At 50.3% G+C, this 14538-nt stretch carries 21 protein-coding genes; 15 read left to right on the top strand and 6 right to left on the bottom strand.

Annotation, left to right across the window (positions count from 1 at the left end):
- From AJ81_RS00895 to AJ81_RS00835, 14 genes are all read left to right on the top strand, one after another.
- A complete protein-coding gene (locus tag AJ81_RS00895; protein WP_031503214.1) occupies positions 1-654 on the top strand; it encodes an adenylate kinase in 654 nt (217 codons plus the stop codon).
- Positions 651-1406 (top strand): type I methionyl aminopeptidase, encoded by a 756-nt coding sequence (gene map, locus AJ81_RS00890; RefSeq protein ID WP_031503212.1) that lies wholly within the window; start codon positions 651-653, stop codon positions 1404-1406. Before AJ81_RS00895 ends, map begins: the two co-directional genes overlap by 4 nt.
- Before the next feature lie 4 nt (positions 1407-1410).
- Positions 1411-1653: a translation initiation factor IF-1 gene (gene infA, locus AJ81_RS00885; protein ID WP_031503210.1), complete on the top strand. Its 243-nt coding sequence runs from the start codon at positions 1411-1413 to the stop codon at positions 1651-1653.
- Positions 1654-1674: 21 nt separating this feature from the next.
- A complete protein-coding gene (rpmJ, locus tag AJ81_RS10705) occupies positions 1675-1791 on the top strand; it encodes a 50S ribosomal protein L36 (RefSeq protein WP_041076706.1) in 117 nt (38 codons plus the stop codon).
- A gap of 12 nt (positions 1792-1803) precedes the next feature.
- Complete coding sequence (gene rpsM, locus AJ81_RS00880) at positions 1804-2190, top strand: 30S ribosomal protein S13 (RefSeq protein ID WP_031503209.1); 387 nt, start codon at positions 1804-1806, stop codon at positions 2188-2190.
- 19 nt (positions 2191-2209) lie between these two features.
- A complete protein-coding gene (rpsK, locus tag AJ81_RS00875; protein WP_031503207.1) occupies positions 2210-2596 on the top strand; it encodes a 30S ribosomal protein S11 in 387 nt (128 codons plus the stop codon).
- A gap of 15 nt (positions 2597-2611) precedes the next feature.
- The gene (gene rpsD / locus AJ81_RS00870; RefSeq protein ID WP_031503204.1) at positions 2612-3241 is read left to right on the top strand and encodes a 30S ribosomal protein S4; all 630 of its coding nucleotides are present in this window, start codon (positions 2612-2614) and stop codon (positions 3239-3241) included.
- A gap of 5 nt (positions 3242-3246) precedes the next feature.
- On the top strand, positions 3247-4248 hold the full coding sequence (locus AJ81_RS00865; protein ID WP_031503202.1) for a DNA-directed RNA polymerase subunit alpha: 1002 nt from the start codon (positions 3247-3249) through the stop codon (positions 4246-4248).
- A 4-nt stretch (positions 4249-4252) separates the two neighbouring features.
- Complete coding sequence (gene rplQ / locus AJ81_RS00860) at positions 4253-4642, top strand: 50S ribosomal protein L17 (protein ID WP_031503199.1); 390 nt, start codon at positions 4253-4255, stop codon at positions 4640-4642.
- Positions 4643-4834: 192 nt separating this feature from the next.
- Positions 4835-6130: a transcription termination factor Rho gene (gene rho / locus AJ81_RS00855; RefSeq protein ID WP_031503197.1), complete on the top strand. Its 1296-nt coding sequence runs from the start codon at positions 4835-4837 to the stop codon at positions 6128-6130.
- A 19-nt stretch (positions 6131-6149) separates the two neighbouring features.
- Positions 6150-7094 carry an ROK family protein gene (locus AJ81_RS00850; RefSeq protein WP_031503196.1) on the top strand — a complete coding sequence of 315 codons (945 nt, stop codon included), beginning with the start codon at positions 6150-6152 and terminating at the stop codon, positions 7092-7094.
- Positions 7091-7573: a metallophosphoesterase family protein gene (locus AJ81_RS00845; protein ID WP_031503195.1), complete on the top strand. Its 483-nt coding sequence runs from the start codon at positions 7091-7093 to the stop codon at positions 7571-7573. Before AJ81_RS00850 ends, AJ81_RS00845 begins: the two co-directional genes overlap by 4 nt.
- Positions 7525-8505, top strand: a complete 981-nt coding sequence (locus tag AJ81_RS00840; RefSeq protein WP_051368878.1) for an adenine nucleotide alpha-hydrolase family protein — start codon at positions 7525-7527, stop codon at positions 8503-8505. Before AJ81_RS00845 ends, AJ81_RS00840 begins: the two co-directional genes overlap by 49 nt.
- Entirely contained in the window at positions 8498-11299 is a 2802-nt protein-coding gene (locus tag AJ81_RS00835) for a DEAD/DEAH box helicase (RefSeq protein ID WP_051368880.1), read from the top strand. The genes AJ81_RS00840 and AJ81_RS00835 overlap by 8 nt, the downstream gene beginning before the upstream one ends.
- Here the strand turns inward: AJ81_RS00835 and AJ81_RS00830 are convergent.
- Positions 11288-11752, bottom strand: coding sequence for a hypothetical protein (locus tag AJ81_RS00830; protein ID WP_161687863.1), 465 nt, complete (start codon positions 11750-11752; stop codon positions 11288-11290). The genes AJ81_RS00835 and AJ81_RS00830 overlap by 12 nt on opposite strands.
- A 13-nt stretch (positions 11753-11765) precedes the next feature.
- Here AJ81_RS00830 and AJ81_RS10935 point away from each other — a divergent pair, with 13 nt between their 5' ends.
- The gene (locus AJ81_RS10935; RefSeq protein ID WP_161687860.1) at positions 11766-11909 is read left to right on the top strand and encodes a hypothetical protein; all 144 of its coding nucleotides are present in this window, start codon (positions 11766-11768) and stop codon (positions 11907-11909) included.
- A gap of 46 nt (positions 11910-11955) precedes the next feature.
- Here the strand turns inward: AJ81_RS10935 and AJ81_RS00825 are convergent, their stop codons facing one another.
- From AJ81_RS00825 to cheC, 5 genes are read right to left on the bottom strand one after another with little or no spacing between them, the layout of a single operon-like run.
- Positions 11956-12444, bottom strand: a complete 489-nt coding sequence (locus tag AJ81_RS00825) for a hypothetical protein (protein ID WP_031503186.1) — start codon at positions 12442-12444, stop codon at positions 11956-11958.
- Positions 12441-12743, bottom strand: coding sequence for a hypothetical protein (locus tag AJ81_RS00820; RefSeq protein ID WP_031503184.1), 303 nt, complete (start codon positions 12741-12743; stop codon positions 12441-12443). Before AJ81_RS00820 ends, AJ81_RS00825 begins: the two co-directional genes overlap by 4 nt.
- Positions 12727-13428 carry a FliA/WhiG family RNA polymerase sigma factor gene (locus tag AJ81_RS00815; protein ID WP_031503182.1) on the bottom strand — a complete coding sequence of 234 codons (702 nt, stop codon included), beginning with the start codon at positions 13426-13428 and terminating at the stop codon, positions 12727-12729. The genes AJ81_RS00820 and AJ81_RS00815 overlap by 17 nt, the downstream gene beginning before the upstream one ends.
- A gap of 24 nt (positions 13429-13452) precedes the next feature.
- The gene (cheD, locus tag AJ81_RS00810) at positions 13453-13935 is read right to left on the bottom strand and encodes a chemoreceptor glutamine deamidase/glutamate methylesterase CheD (protein ID WP_031503181.1); all 483 of its coding nucleotides are present in this window, start codon (positions 13933-13935) and stop codon (positions 13453-13455) included.
- The gene (cheC, locus tag AJ81_RS00805) at positions 13932-14537 is read right to left on the bottom strand and encodes a CheY-P phosphatase CheC (RefSeq protein WP_031503180.1); all 606 of its coding nucleotides are present in this window, start codon (positions 14535-14537) and stop codon (positions 13932-13934) included. Before cheC ends, cheD begins: the two co-directional genes overlap by 4 nt.
- Position 14538: the final 1 nt, after the last annotated feature.

Genomic DNA, 14538 nt, shown 5'->3' with positions numbered 1-14538 from the left:
ATGAGGATCGTCCTGCTTGGAGCACCGGGAGCGGGGAAAGGCACCCTTGCAAAAGACTTGGTCGGTTTGTTCAACGTGCCTCACATTTCCACTGGAGACATGTTCAGAGAGGCGGTAGCATCTGGTTCTGAGCTCGGTAAGCAGGTTCAACACATATTGAGCTCCGGTGCGCTCGTACCAGACGAAATAGTGAACAAACTGGTGAGGGAAAGGATTTCCAGGCCCGATTGCAAGGATGGTTTCATCCTCGATGGGTATCCCCGCACCGTGCAGCAAGCTTCTGCGCTCGACGAAATGCTGAAGGAGACGGGTCAGAAACTCGATGCGGTGCTTTATTTAAGGGTGAGCGAGGACGTTGTAGTCAAGCGACTGACGAACAGAAGAGTCTGTCCAAAGTGTGGTAGAATCTATAACTTGTTGTCCATGCCACCAAAGAACGATGAGCTCTGTGATGACTGTGGAATCAGGCTCGTTCAACGCGATGACGACAAAGAGGAAGTCGTCAGAAACAGATTCAAGGTTTACAACGAGATGACGGCTCCTCTGATAGATTACTATAAAAAGAAGGGCACATTGGTCGAGGTCGACGCCGAAGCGGATCACCAGAACACCGTTCAGAAGGCTGTCGAAGCGTTGAAAAAGGTGATAGCTTGATCAGAGTGAAATCACCTCAGGAGATAGAGAGGATGAGGATCGCCTGTAGATCTGTGGCGGTCGTTCTCAAGGAAATCGAAGCGATCGTTGTGGAAGGCGCCACAGCTGCGGACGTGGAACATTTCGTTGAGAAGAGGTTCAAAGAGTTGAAAGTGAAACCGGCTTTCAAAGGCTACAAGGGATACAAGTACGCAACCTGTGTGTCGGTCAACGAGGAGATACTGCACGGTGCTCCTCTGAAAAAGAAGGTCTTTAAAAAGGGAGATATCGTCTCAGTGGACGTGGGTGCCATCTACGAAGGTTACTATGGGGACGGAGCGACGACTTACTGTGTCGGTGAAGTCGACGAAATCGCGAAGAAACTGGTCGATGCTACGAGGTTGGCTCTCGAAAATGCCATCCGCTTCGCGAAGAAGGGGTATAAGGTTGGAGACATATCGTACGCCATTCAAAGCGCTGTGGAAGCTGCCGGTTTCAACGTGATCAGGGACTACGTCGGTCATGGGGTCGGCAGACAGTTACACGAGGAGCCCGAGATACCCAATTACGGCAGGCCTGGAACGGGTGTCTCGCTCATTCCAGGTATGACGTTGGCGATAGAAGTGATGGCGTGCGAAGGAGATTGGAAAACCATGCTGCTCGACGATGGCTGGACCGTGATCATGGCCGACCGAAAGAGGAGCGCACATTTTGAACACACAGTGCTCGTGCAAGAGGATGGAGCCGAAGTTCTAACGGTTGACAAGGAGTGATGCAATGCCCAAGGAAGACGTGATCAAAATGGAAGGTACCATCGTTGAAGCTCGGAGAAACGCGACGTTCCTCGTTGAACTTGACAACGGTCACAAGGTTCTGGCCCAGATCTCCGGGAGGATGAGGAAGAACTTCATCAAACTCCTTCCTGGGGACAGGGTCGTTGTGGAACTTTCCATATACGATCTCACCAAGGGAAGAATCGTGTACAGGAAAAAACTTGACAAGAAATCAGATGTGGATTAGAAAGAAAGGAGCTGATCGACTGTGAAGGTTAGATCCTCCGTCAAAAAGAGGTGCGAGTACTGTCAAATCGTGAGGAGAAAAGGCAGAGTATTGGTGATATGCAAAGCGAACCCCAAACACAATCAGAAGCAGGGTTGAGGAGGGAAACGAATGGCGCGCATCATGGGAGTCGAGTTGCCCGCGAACAAGAAATGCTTCGTTGCTCTCACGTACATATACGGTATCGGCAAGACGCGGGCAATGGAGATACTCAAGAACACTGGCGTCAACATGGACAAACGAGTGAAAGATCTCACTGACGAAGAAGTCAACAGGATAACGAAGTACATCCAGGATCATTTCAAAGTAGAGGGAGAATTGAGGGCCGAGGTGAACAGGAACATCAAACGCTTGATTGACATAGGCTGCTACAGGGGTATTCGTCACAAGCTCGGCCTGCCGGTGCGTGGTCAGAGCACACGTCACAACGCTCGAACGAGGAAGGGTCCAAGACCAAGCAGGATCAAGACCAAGAAGAAGAAGGAACAAGCCGTTTGATCTTGAGGAGGGATAAAGAATGGCAAGAAGATCCGAGAGCAAGAAGAGAAGAAAAGTACTGATCGATCGGGCGATCGTTCACATAAAGTCCACGTTCAACAACACCATCGTGACCCTGACGGACCAGGATGGTGCCGTTTTGACATGGGCAAGCGGAGGAACGGTCGGTTTCGAGGGAACCAGGAAAGGAACCCCGTATGCTGCACAGCTTGCAGCTGACAAAGTGGCGAAGGAAGCTTTGAGGATGGGCATAAAGAGAGTCGACGTGCTGGTTAAGGGACCAGGCCCTGGTCGAGAAGCGGCGATCAGAACCCTGCAGGCTGCCGGTCTGGAAGTGGATTCGATCAAGGATGTCACTCCGATACCGTTCAACGGTTGCAGACCGAAGAAGAAACGGAGAGTGTAAGAGGAGGGAAATTGGATGGCCAGATACACGGGACCTGTCTGTCGTCTCTGCAGGCGAGAAGGTATGAAGCTGTATCTGAAAGGCGAAAGGTGTTTCACGGAAAAGTGTGCGTTCGACCGCAGACCTTTTGCACCGGGAGATCATGGCAGAAGCAGAGGCAAGACGTCACAATACGCATTTCAGCTGAGATCAAAACAGGTGATGAAGAGAATCTATGGAATTCTGGAACGACAGTTCAGAAGGTATTTCGATCGAGCGTTGAGAATGACTGGCGATACGCGAGAGAACCTCGTTAGACTTGTGGAATCGCGCTTGGACAACGTCGTCTTCAGGATGGGTTTTGCCATCAATCGTAGACAAGCAAGACAGCTTGTCACGCATGGACACTTCCTGGTCAACGGCAAGAGAGTCAACATACCTTCTTACCTGTTGAAGCCAGGAGACATCGTTGAGGTCAAGGAATCGAGCAGATCGATCGAGGTCATAAAGAGATCCGTGGAACTCGCCAAAGGTAGAACGATCGCTCCATGGATACAAGTGGACTTCGACGCGTACCGTGGTACCTTTGAGAGGGCGCCGAAGCTCGAAGAGCTCACCGATCTGCCCGTCGATGTTCAGGCGATCGTCGAGCTCTACTCGAGGTGATGTGAATGGAATTCATGATACCCAAGAGGTTGAAAGTGGAAGAAGAACGATCGGAGGCGGATTGCTACTACGCCAGATATGTTTTCTCGCCACTCGAGAAGGGATACGGTATCACCATAGGCAACGCACTGAGAAGAGTGCTTCTGTCGTCGATACCTTCCATAGCCATCGTGGGTCTGAGGTTCATAAAGCCCGAAAGATACCACGAATTCGACACGCTACCGGGTGTCAAAGAAGATATCTTGGAGATCATCCTCAATTTGAAGAAGGTCCAATTGAGAGCGGAAGTCCCCGTCAGAGAGAGAATCAAGATAATGGTTGAAAAGAAAGGGCCGGGCCTGTTGCTGGCCGGAGACATAAAGACACCCGCGGGTATCGAGGTCGTCAACCCAGGATTGAAAATAGCCACACTGGACGAAGAAGCAGATCTGTTGTTCGAACTCTACGTTCAGGCAGGAAAAGGCTTCGTGCCGGCTCAGGATATAGAAGAACACCCGGAGATAGGTTCCATACCGATCGATGGGGTCTTTTCGCCGGTCCTGCGGGTGAACTTCAAAGTTGAGAGCGCGAGGGTGGCCAAACGTACCGACTATGACAAACTCGTGCTCGAGGTCTGGACGAAGAAATCCATCTTTCCGCATGAGGCACTGAAGCGAGCGATTGATACCCTTATGAACCACTTCAAGGTCATAGACGAAAGTCTACCATCGACTATGGCACCGCTGTCTGCGGAGTTCGTCACAGTGACGGCACAGGAAGAGACAGTCGCCGAACAGATGCCACATGTTGAGGAGGAATCCATCTATTCTAAGAAGATAGACGAGCTCGAACTGTCTATAAGGTCTTTGAACTGCCTGAGAAGGGACAAGATCGAGACGATAGGTGATCTTTTGAAGCGCACAGAGGAAGATCTTTTGAAGATCAAGAATTTTGGACCGAAATCCCTCGAAGAAGTTAAGCAGAAACTGATGGAAAAGTTCGGTTTGACGATCAGGAAGGGAGGATGAACTTGTGAGACATCGAATGGTCAGGAGCAAAGTGGGCTCGTACGGTAGCCACAGCCGTGCGCTGATCAAAAACCAACTTCGAGAGCTCGTTGAGCATCGAAGCATCGTAACAACAGTGGCAAAGGCAAAGGTCGTGAAGCGTTTCTTTGACAAGCTCATGGTTAAGGCTGTGAAAGCCTCGAAGAGCAACGACAGGGCCGAAAGTGTGGCTTTGAGGAGACAGATCAACCGGTATTTGTGCGATAGAAAGCTCACGAACAAATTGGTGGACGAGATCGCTAAGAACATCGGCGACAGAAACAGTGGGTTTTCAAGAATCGTCAGGATCGGCCAGAGGAGAGGCGACGGAGCTGAAATGGTGCTTCTCCAGATAGTTGAGAAGACCAACGAGTGAAGCCTCTCCCCGCCGGGAGAGGCTTTCCTCTTGCCAAAGACGTCGATGTTTGGTAAAATATTGTCGAACAGTGAACTTCCGCTGACTTGCCTTCCACAACGTACATTTCAATCCTAAGGACAAACATACTGAATGTTTTTTCAGATTTGCTGGTCTGTGATCATCCAATTACATCCGGAGGTGTTCGAACTGATGGGCAACGGACAGGAAAAGAACGAACCAATCACCGTGAAGATCAACGACTTAGAGCAGATGACGATCAAACAGCTGTACGAACTGGCAAAGCAGTACGATATTCCTCGTTACACGAGCATGCGCAAGAGAGACATCATATTCGCTATCTTGGAGGCTCAGGCCAAGTCTCACGGTTTGATCTTTGGAGAAGGTGTCCTCGAGATCCTACCGGACGGATACGGTTTTCTGAGAAGCAGCGACAACCTGCTCCCTGGCAACAACGATATCTACATCTCGCAGTCGCAGATAAAGAAGTTCAACCTCAACACGGGTGACATCATATCTGGTGTCATAAGGCCTCCAAAAGAGGGTGAGCGCTACTTTGCGATGATCAAGATCGAGGCGGTCAACTACAAATCGCCCGAGCTAAGCAACGAGAGGGTCAACTTCGAGAACCTGACGCCCGACTATCCCAAAGAACGCTTCATACTCGAGACGAGTCGCGACGTGCTTTCCACACGACTGATAGACCTGTTTGCCCCCATGGGTAAGGGACAGAGAGGCCTCATCGTGGCACCACCCAAGGCGGGAAAGACGACACTCCTGAAAGAGATCGCCAACGGCATAGCGATAAACCATCCAGACACGATCAGGATCGTACTCTTGATCGACGAGAGACCCGAAGAGGTCACCGACATCAAAGAGTCCGTGAACGCGAAGGTGATCGCAGCTCCGTTCGATATGGCCCCAGACAAGCAGATCAAAGTCGCAGAACTCACTCTCGAGATGTCGAAAAGACTCGTTGAGTACGGTTACGATGTGGTCATACTGCTCGACAGCTTAACCAGGTTGGCGCGCGTTTACAACATCCAAGTTCCACCGAGTGGCAAACTTCTGAGCGGAGGTGTGGACCCCGCTGCCCTGTACAAACCGAAGCATTTCTTCGGTGCAGCGAGGAACACTCGCGAAGGTGGCAGCCTCACGATAATAGCCACCGCCCTCATAGAAACCGGTTCGAAGATGGACGAGGTCATATTCGAGGAATTCAAAGGTACGGGTAACATGGAATTGGTTTTGTCGAGGCAGCTCGCCAATAAACGCATCTTCCCCGCCATAAACCTGCAGCTCTCTGGAACGAGGAAGGAAGAACTCCTGTTGAACGAGGACACGCTCAAGAAGGTGTGGATCTTGAGAAGGATGCTCTCCGGAATGACGGAAGAGGAAGGTCTGACATTGATTTTGAAGAAGCTTCAAGAAACTGAGACGAACGAAGACTTCCTCGCGCTGATAGACCAGCAGAAGGTAAAGTACTGATGATGGGAGGTAGTCCACGTTGAACATCGTAGGCGTCGATCTGGGTGGAACCAACTACGCGGTCGGTCTCGTCGATGAGAATGGTAAGATCCTGGCAAGGATCGATGGAGAAACGAAGGTTCACGAAGGACCAGACGCGGTCGTCGAAAGGCTCGCAAGTTCGATCATGAGTCTGAGTGAGGGCAAGTCAGTCTTGGCTGTGGGGATCGGCTCTCCTGGAAGCATCGATCATCTCACCGGCACTGTGAAGTTCTCACCGAACTTTCCAGGCTGGACAGATTTTCCGCTGGGTGAAAAGATAGAAAAGCTCACATCGCTGAAAGTCTTCGTCGAAAACGATGCCAACGCTTATGCGCTTGGCGAGCGAACGTTCGGAGTTGCGAAAGGATTGGACCACGTAGTTTGTCTCACGCTCGGAACTGGCATAGGCGGAGGCGTTATAACGCATGGAGTTTTGCTGAGGGGGAGCACAGGTATCGGCGCCGAACTCGGACACATGAACGTGATGCCCAACGGTCCAAAGTGTGGCTGTGGCGCACGTGGATGTCTCGAAGCTTTAGCGTCGGCAACGGCCATAAAGAATTTCGTGAAGGATGGTTTCGAAAGGCACAAAGATTCATCGCTGTTTCGAAACAAGAGCGCAGAAGCGGTGACACCGAAGGATGTGTTCGATCACGCTAAGAAGGGCGATCAGTTCGCGCTCGAGATCTTCAACATCGTCGTCGATGCGTTGGCTGCGGCAGTGGGAAGTCTGATAAACATCTTCAATCCACAGATCGTTGTCCTCGGTGGAGGTATGGCGAACGCCGGTGAATTCTTGCTCGCACCGATCGAAGAGCGCGTCAAAAACTACGTCTTGCCGACCATGTTGGGCACCTATCGCATTGCCTTGAGTCGACTCGGCAAGGATGCGGGCATACTGGGAGCCGCTTCCATCGTTTACGAAAGGTTGGGCAAAAAATGAAACTGCTCTTGGTGAGCGACACGCACGTGCCCGTTTATTTGAAATGCCTACCGGCTGGTTTGATCGAGCTCGCAAAACAAGTAGACATCGTGGTGGGTCTGGGCGACTATGTGGATTTGAACACGGTGCTCGAACTGAAATCCGCTTCTCGGAACCTCTATGCGGTTCACGGCAACATGGACGAAGTAGACGTCAAAGACACTTTGCCGCAAGTGCTCACAGTTCACATTGGTGGGTTGAACGTGGGTTTGTGCCACGGTTGGGGTCCACCTCAGCAGATAAGAGAAAGGATATTGAAGCTTTTTGAAGAGAAACCACACGTTATCTTCTATGGACACACACATTTTCCTGACGACTCACAGCTCGAAGGAACACGTTTCATCAATCCCGGAAGCTTCGGTGAAAACGGCAGTGTTGCCATTGTTGAGATATGCGATTCGCAGCTGAAAGTGAACTTCAAGAAACTGCCCATCGTTTGATCCAAGAGATAAGAAGCGTCGTTTGGGACAAGAACGTCATTGTGGCTTTCTCTGGTGGTGAAGACAGCAGTCTTGCGGCTTTCCTCTGTAAGCTCGCACTCGGACCAGAACGCGTGATCCTTTCCACCGTCGATTGGGGACAGTTCACCTACAGAACGATCAAGGAAAATGTGGCTGCTTCGGCGCTGAGACTTGGCCTGAGACACATCGTCTTGGACGGCACCGAAAGACAGAGGAAAGTGTGGAGGTACGGTCCAAACTGCAACGAGTGTACGAGGTTTGCAAAACTGCTCACCATCCGAACCACTTTCCCAGACAGTGTGATCGTCACCGGTTCGAACCAATTTGACAGTTGGGGAAGGATTGGACCCAAAGTCCACGACAACTTTTATTCACCGTTGAAGGAACTCACGAAAGATTCGATCAGACAACTGCTGAAGCTTTTTCAGATCCAGCCTGTGAAGGTCGGTGAGTCCTCAATTCGCGAAGGTTGTAAACTGAAACATTTGATGAAGATGTTGATAAACCCTGCCTACCATGGTAGGGCCGTCGCGGAAGCAAACGAAGTCTTGCTCGAGTTCCTCCAAAGGAACAACAAAAACGCACAGCTCGCCAACGTGAAGATCATCGGACCGCTCTCGAAGAACGTTGCTCTCGTCAACGTGCACCCACAGCTCAGCGACGAAGAAAAGCAAGAACTACTCTCGTTGCTCAAAAACGTTGACACGATCGATGAAGCCTACATACTCGATAAACCTGTGAGACTCAAAATTCTTGCGAATCCTGGCCTGTACAACGATCCAAGTGCACGCGAGGACGTCTTCAGAGGATTCATCGAGAGGGATTTCGCCGTTTCCGTGACGCCCGTTTGGATCAAGGCTCGAAACAATCGCTTGAGAACCTTTCATGTGGTGGACTTCGAATATGAGTAGCTTGAAAGATCTTTTGAATCGTCCCTCTGAAAAACCGATCCTCTTGATAGTCCCCACCGAGAAAGAAGCATCACAGATCGCTTCAACCTTGAACGCTCGATACTTCCCAGGTCCAGACGTTTTCCCCTTCGAGGAAGTGCCCGTCTCTTTTTTTGTTCGCAAAGGTCGTATCGAAACGCTCTGGAGCCTCTTGAACAAAGAGTGCAAGCTCGTCGTGACGAGTGTGCATTCTGCGAGCCGCTACACGATGAGTGTTGAGTCTTTGAAGAGTCTTTCGATGAGGTTCAAGCGGAACGAAAGGTTCGTCGATGCAGATTGGCTCCAGAGGCTTGGCTACGAGAGAGCTTACTTGGTGAGGTCGGGTGGCGAGTTCGCCATCAGAGGCGACATCATCGATGTGTTCCCACCGGTCTACGAAAGACCCGTACGGATTGAGTTATTCGGAAATTCGATTGAAGACATCAGAAGTTTCGATGTCATCAGCCAGACTTCAGTTGAGAAGTTGGAGGAATTCGTTCTTTTGCCCGCACGAGAGTACGCGTGTGAGAGTCACGACTACGATACGATCGTCGGAAAAGCCGGCTCGAACGGCACGATATTCGATTACGCAGACTTCGAAATTCTTCTGGTGGATGCAGATAGATGCTTCGAAGAGTTCGCAAAGCTGGAAAGACAGATCAGGGAATTTCTTTCGGACGAACAGTACGAAGAGTACAGAAAATATTCTAGATTGAACCTCGCTGAACTTCAGCGAAGGCTCCAGGTTGCGAAAGAGGTGCAACTCGACCTTCAAGGGCTCGAATACTCCGAAAAGAAGGGTAGTTTGCTCCAAGTTCCCATCATCGATGAGGAAGAACTCAACGTGGGCGATTTCGTGGTACACGAAAACTATGGCGTGGGAGTCTTCGAGGCCGTCAAGCCGGTGACGAACGCCCTCGGTACGAAGGAGTACATCGTGATAAGGTACGAAGATGCAACCATCTATGTGCCCGTCGAAAGATTGGACAAGATCCACAAGTACATTGGCGATCCAGATGTGAAGATCGATCGGCTCCACGGAGGAACGTGGAAGAGAAGGCTCGACAAGGTCAAAGAGGATTTGAGGAGGAAGATAGCCGAACTCGTAGACATCTACATGAGGAGGCAAGAAGCTAAGGGACTTGGACTTGTAGGCGATTTCGACTTGGAACGAAGGTTCGCCGAGACCTTCCCGTACGTTGAAACCCACGATCAATCTGTTGCCATCCAGGATGTTCTGGAAGACCTTGCGAGCGATCGTCCGATGGACAGGCTTCTCTGTGGTGATGCCGGTTACGGCAAGACCGAGGTAGCTCTGAGGGCAGCGTTCAGATGTGTCGTGAGTGGAAAACAAGTTGCCTTGCTCGTCCCTACGACGGTGCTGGCAAAACAGCACTACAGGATCTTCAAACAGAGGATGGAACCATTCGGTGTGTCTGTAGCCCTGCTGGACAGATCGGTTCCAAAGTCTGAGCGAAACAAGATAGTCGAAGATCTCAGAGCAGGGAAAATAGACGTGCTGATAGGAACGAGTGCGTTGCTGTCCGACAACGTCAAATTTTCTGACCTTGGGCTTGTCATCATCGACGAGGAACAGAACTTCGGTGTGGAACAGAAAGAGAGCTTCAAGAAGATCAGGCTGAACGTGAACGTTCTGTCCATGAGTGCCACACCCATACCGAGAACCTTGCACATGGCGATGAACGGTATGAGAGACATGAGTGTCTTGACGACTCCTCCTTTGGGAAGATTGCCCGTGGTGACGTACGTTGCCCGTTACGATGACAGACTCGTCAGAGGTGCGATACTGAGGGAGATCAACAGGGGGGGACAGGTGATCTACGTGCACAACCGTGTTGAAGATTTGCGCGAGGTCTACGAAAAGATCTGTAGACTGGTACCCGAAGCGCGTATCGTCATGGCACACGGTCAGATGCCCACGAGGAAGTTGATGGAGGCGGTCAGAAGCTTTTACGAGAGAAACTCGGACGTGATCGTTTGCACTTCGATCATGCAAAACGGGATAGACGTGCCTTCAGCGAACACGATCATCGTCGACGATGCGCACCGCTATGGTTTGGCCCAACTTTACCAGCTCAGAGGAAGGGTGGGAAGGAGTGACAAAAGGGCCTTCGCGTACTTCCTATTCGATTCCGAACTTAACCTTTCCGCGTTGAAGAGGCTTCAAGTCATAAGGGAATTCTCTGGCCCTGGGAGCGGCTTGAAGATTGCACTCAAAGACATGGAAATAAGAGGCATAGGAACTATCTTTGGTTTTGAACAGCACGGCAACGTGAACGCTGTCGGCTTGAACATGTACTTGCAGATACTCAACGAAGAACTCAAACATACGATGCACGCCGAACCTCTCGAACGTGTGGACGTTGAGATCGAAGGTGTTCCAGGTTCATTCTACATACCTGAAGATTTCATCGAAAACGAGATGGAGAGGCTCAGGACGTACCGAAGAATGGCTTCTTGTGAAAGTCTGAAATCGCTCGACGAGCTGAAGGCCGAGTTGAGAGACAGATTCGGTGAACTGCCCGAACAGGTGGAACAACTGATCGATCTGTTCAAGATAAGGCTCGTGGCGATCCAAAAGAAGATCAAAAAGATCGCTTTCGACGAAACGACTTTGAAGGTTTACACCGAAAACGGTTCACTAAAACTGCCTGGAAAGTTCATCTACAACGAGAAAGAGAAGGTGTATCTGCTCTACAATGTTCCCGCGGAAAGATGTCTTTTATTGCTCAAAAAGATCTTCCTAAGGGACTGACAGAAAAACGTAACCTTCCTCGGTGAGCAACACTGCCAGGTCCTTCTTCATACCCTTTGCTCCCTCTTTCAGTTCGACTATGAGCTGTCTGTCGAGCACGATCATTTTCTTCGCACAATCGCTCGGGACGTTCCTGTAGAAACCAACGAATTTGAACGAATCGATCTTTTCTTGTGCGAGAAAGGTCTGGATCGCTTTTAAAACCCTGTTCCTTTGCTCCTCGCTCATGCTGGACGGCTTGAAGCGGACCGTTCGAAGCAAAGGAACATTTCTGCTGCGCACGTTCACTCTGAACAGACTCTTTCTCAAGTCGAGCGCAAGTTCCAACACGACCTTTTTCAACGAAGGTGTGACTTTGAGAACGGTGGAATGGACTTTGCTCGATGTCTCCTCAAATTTCATTCTCTCCATCAACGGTTCTTTCACTTTCAAGGTCTGGTCGACCATCTTCACAGAGGAACTTTCAATGAGATGTGACAAAACCCGAGCGGAAGTGTGCAAGGATAATCGTTTCAGTTCGCAGCTCAGAGTCGCACTCGAAAGCCTCGGCTTCACCATCGATCGTTCTTCTTTCACGTTGAGGCTCGGAAGGGAGGGATCGAGCGCATGAACTTTTATGAAGCCGAGTTCAAGTTTCAGAGTATCAACGATCTGTTTCAGGAACGACATACGAACTCGAGTGCTTTAGCCAACCTTTGAAAGGGTTCCATCACGTCGAATTCTTCCACAATCTTCTTGAGCTTTTCTACCTTGTCTTGGCTGAAGTTGGACTTGGCTATGAACTTCAGACTTTCTGTTTGCGAGGAAATAACGCACTCGTTCGGTTCCGAATCGTGATCCTGTTCGGACTTGGTTGCCGGATAGGACGATACATAATAGACTTGGTCGGAGGATTCCACGAGCGATACGTTGTCGGTCAGAAAGATCTCAGGTTTCTGCTCGACGTTCTTCAGAAGGCTCTTGGCGATGATCTCGACCGTCAGGTACAGGTCCAAAGATTTGCCGTACAGTATCTTCTGGAGTGGCGTGGGTGATACAGGCTCTGTGTACTTGAACTCCTGAGGGATTCCAAACTCATCGACTATCAGAACCGCACCAACATATTTTTCGTCTATCTTTCTAACGCTCACATAGCCGATCTTCACAATCTCACATCCAGTATTGTTCCTTTTTCGGATTCGTGCGCTTCATTCACAGGAACGTTTCGACGGCTTGAGGGTCTGTAAAAGCTGGAAGAACTCCTCTCTTCGGTGGAAGAGCCGACCATTTTTTGCTCCACAGCCTCGCGTGGATTGACCATTCGTGAATGCTGAGCAGATTTTTGGATCATCTGCGCGTTCGTCATTTGAGCCAATGCGATCTGGGCATTCACTTGTTGAGAGGCGCTGGATGAAACATCCACACCTCTCACGATCATCGTTTGCAGATCAACTGGATTTACCATCTTCCTCCCCCAGCACGTGTTTCTTAATCTTGATCAGGGCACTGGAGAGTATCTGAGAGACTCTCGATTCGCTCACTCCAAGGATGAGACCTATTTCCTTCAAGGAAAGTTCTTGTTCGAACCTCAGCGACAAAACCAACTGTTCACGCTCGGACAACTGCTTTATCGCTTCAGTCACCTGTTCGAGCAGTATCTCTCTGTAAGCAACCTGCAGTGGTTCCATGCTGTCCTCCACATCCAAGCCATACGAATCGTAGGTATCGTAAAGATATTCGTCCAACCTCAAAAACTGTTTTCGTACCATTTCGTTCTTGGCGCGCATCACTTCTTCGTTGCTCAAGTTTGTGTAAAGGCTTATCTCTTCGTTCGTCGGGTGCCTACCCAGCTTAGATTCAAGCTCGTAGATCGCCTTCTCAACCTCTTTGATGTTCTTCCTCAGATTTCTCGGCATCCAATCTATGTTCCTCAGATAGTCGTACATGGCACCTTTGATCCTCTTTATAAGGAATGTTTTCAAATTCACTCCTCTTCTCGGATCGTACCTACGAACAGCCGAGATGAGCGCGAGAACACCTTCTTGTATGAGATCCTCAACTTCGACGTTCTTCGGCAAATGCTGCACCAGATCGTTCGCGATCCTCTTCACCGTGGGCAACAGTTCTTTCACGATCTGCTCTTCGTCCATGTCGTACACGTTGCACCGCCTCACTCAGATTTCGAGCACCTGTATCGTTTCTCCGCCTCCCACTTTTCTCACGAGCAGTTTTCCAGTCTCTATGTTGTATTCTATGCTTCTGGCTCTGTTTCCTCCCACGTCTTCAGCCTTGAGCGGAACTTGATGGTACTTCAACCAGTATCGCACAGCCTCAACGTTCCTCGCACCGACGTTCATCCCAGAAGTTTCAAACATCGAAGCTCCACCGGCTATCTTTGCCTCGAGTCTCGATTTGGATCCACCCAAGGAAAGAAGTCCTTCTATCAACGCCGCGATCGCGGTGTCCGCGTACTTGCCAGGCAACTGAACGTCTCTTCCACCGCTGTCGGGCAGCATCACGTGTGCCATTCCTCCCACCTTGGCAACGGGATCTCTCATGCACACACCGACACAAGAGCCAAGCCCGAGCGTGATGATCACGGCGGGATTGCGCTCGACCGCGAGCTCTCCTATACCGATGACAACCTTCTTGTTCATCTGAGTCCCACCTTCTTGAAGACTATTTCCAAGCTGTTTTCTCCGGGTATCAGCAACATGTACGAGGTGATGGTTTGCAAACCCTCTATGCTCAGTTCGGTCTCAACGTATATCGCACTGTCCTCGTAAGATGCGGTGGGCAACAAAGCCTCAGAAATGATTGCCGCGAGCATATCCACAATGAGATCTGGTGGCAAAGGATCGAGGTACAAGCCCGTGAATTCCGCGAGGGCGGTTATGTAAGAACCACACATTATGTTTCCGACTTCCTTCAGCGCAGACTGCGAAAGTTCATCGAGCTGAGTCACATCCTCGCAGGGTGAACCTAACAGATCTTGGAGGATCCTCTTCGCCGCCAACCTGTTCAACACGAGCAAGACATCGAAGTTGATATCACCGTGCACCGACATTCTCACGCCCACGACGAGATCCTCAGGTTCTGGGAATATGAAAGGTATCTTAGATATCGGAACAACCTCGGCTTTGGGCACAGTGATCTCAACCTTTTTGTTCGTCAGCTGCGACAGAGCCGTCGCTGCGTTGCCAGTCCCAATGTTTCCAATTTCTTTGAGCAAATCGAGCTCCTTCTCTGAAAGGATCATT

The organism is Pseudothermotoga hypogea DSM 11164 = NBRC 106472 (assembly GCF_000816145.1).
In the GTDB taxonomy this organism is placed as follows: Bacteria; Thermotogota; Thermotogae; order Thermotogales; family DSM-5069; genus Pseudothermotoga_A; species Pseudothermotoga_A hypogea.
Note: the sequence above shows the minus strand (reverse complement) of the source record. Positions and strands in the feature narration are given on the sequence as shown.

What these genes read in the sequence shown, in the direction of transcription:
- AJ81_RS00835 (WP_051368880.1), top strand. Translation starts at nt 8,498, where the DNA reads ATGAGTAGCTTGAAAGATCTTTTGAATCGTCCCTCTGAAAAACCGATC.
- cheC (WP_031503180.1), bottom strand. Translation starts at nt 14,537, where the DNA reads ATGATCCTTTCAGAGAAGGAGCTCGATTTGCTCAAAGAAATTGGAAAC.
- AJ81_RS00815 (WP_031503182.1), bottom strand. Translation starts at nt 13,428, where the DNA reads ATGGACGAAGAGCAGATCGTGAAAGAACTGTTGCCCACGGTGAAGAGG.
- rpsD (WP_031503204.1), top strand. Translation starts at nt 2,612, where the DNA reads ATGGCCAGATACACGGGACCTGTCTGTCGTCTCTGCAGGCGAGAAGGT.
- infA (WP_031503210.1), top strand. Translation starts at nt 1,411, where the DNA reads ATGCCCAAGGAAGACGTGATCAAAATGGAAGGTACCATCGTTGAAGCT.
- AJ81_RS10935 (WP_161687860.1), top strand. Translation starts at nt 11,766, where the DNA reads ATGAGATGTGACAAAACCCGAGCGGAAGTGTGCAAGGATAATCGTTTC.
- AJ81_RS00845 (WP_031503195.1), top strand. Translation starts at nt 7,091, where the DNA reads ATGAAACTGCTCTTGGTGAGCGACACGCACGTGCCCGTTTATTTGAAA.
- cheD (WP_031503181.1), bottom strand. Translation starts at nt 13,935, where the DNA reads ATGAACAAGAAGGTTGTCATCGGTATAGGAGAGCTCGCGGTCGAGCGC.
- AJ81_RS00895 (WP_031503214.1), top strand. Translation starts at nt 1, where the DNA reads ATGAGGATCGTCCTGCTTGGAGCACCGGGAGCGGGGAAAGGCACCCTT.
- rho (WP_031503197.1), top strand. Translation starts at nt 4,835, where the DNA reads ATGGGCAACGGACAGGAAAAGAACGAACCAATCACCGTGAAGATCAAC.
- rpsM (WP_031503209.1), top strand. Translation starts at nt 1,804, where the DNA reads ATGGCGCGCATCATGGGAGTCGAGTTGCCCGCGAACAAGAAATGCTTC.
- rpsK (WP_031503207.1), top strand. Translation starts at nt 2,210, where the DNA reads ATGGCAAGAAGATCCGAGAGCAAGAAGAGAAGAAAAGTACTGATCGAT.
- AJ81_RS00820 (WP_031503184.1), bottom strand. Translation starts at nt 12,743, where the DNA reads ATGGTAAATCCAGTTGATCTGCAAACGATGATCGTGAGAGGTGTGGAT.
- AJ81_RS00865 (WP_031503202.1), top strand. Translation starts at nt 3,247, where the DNA reads ATGGAATTCATGATACCCAAGAGGTTGAAAGTGGAAGAAGAACGATCG.
- AJ81_RS00840 (WP_051368878.1), top strand. Translation starts at nt 7,525, where the DNA reads ATGCGATTCGCAGCTGAAAGTGAACTTCAAGAAACTGCCCATCGTTTG.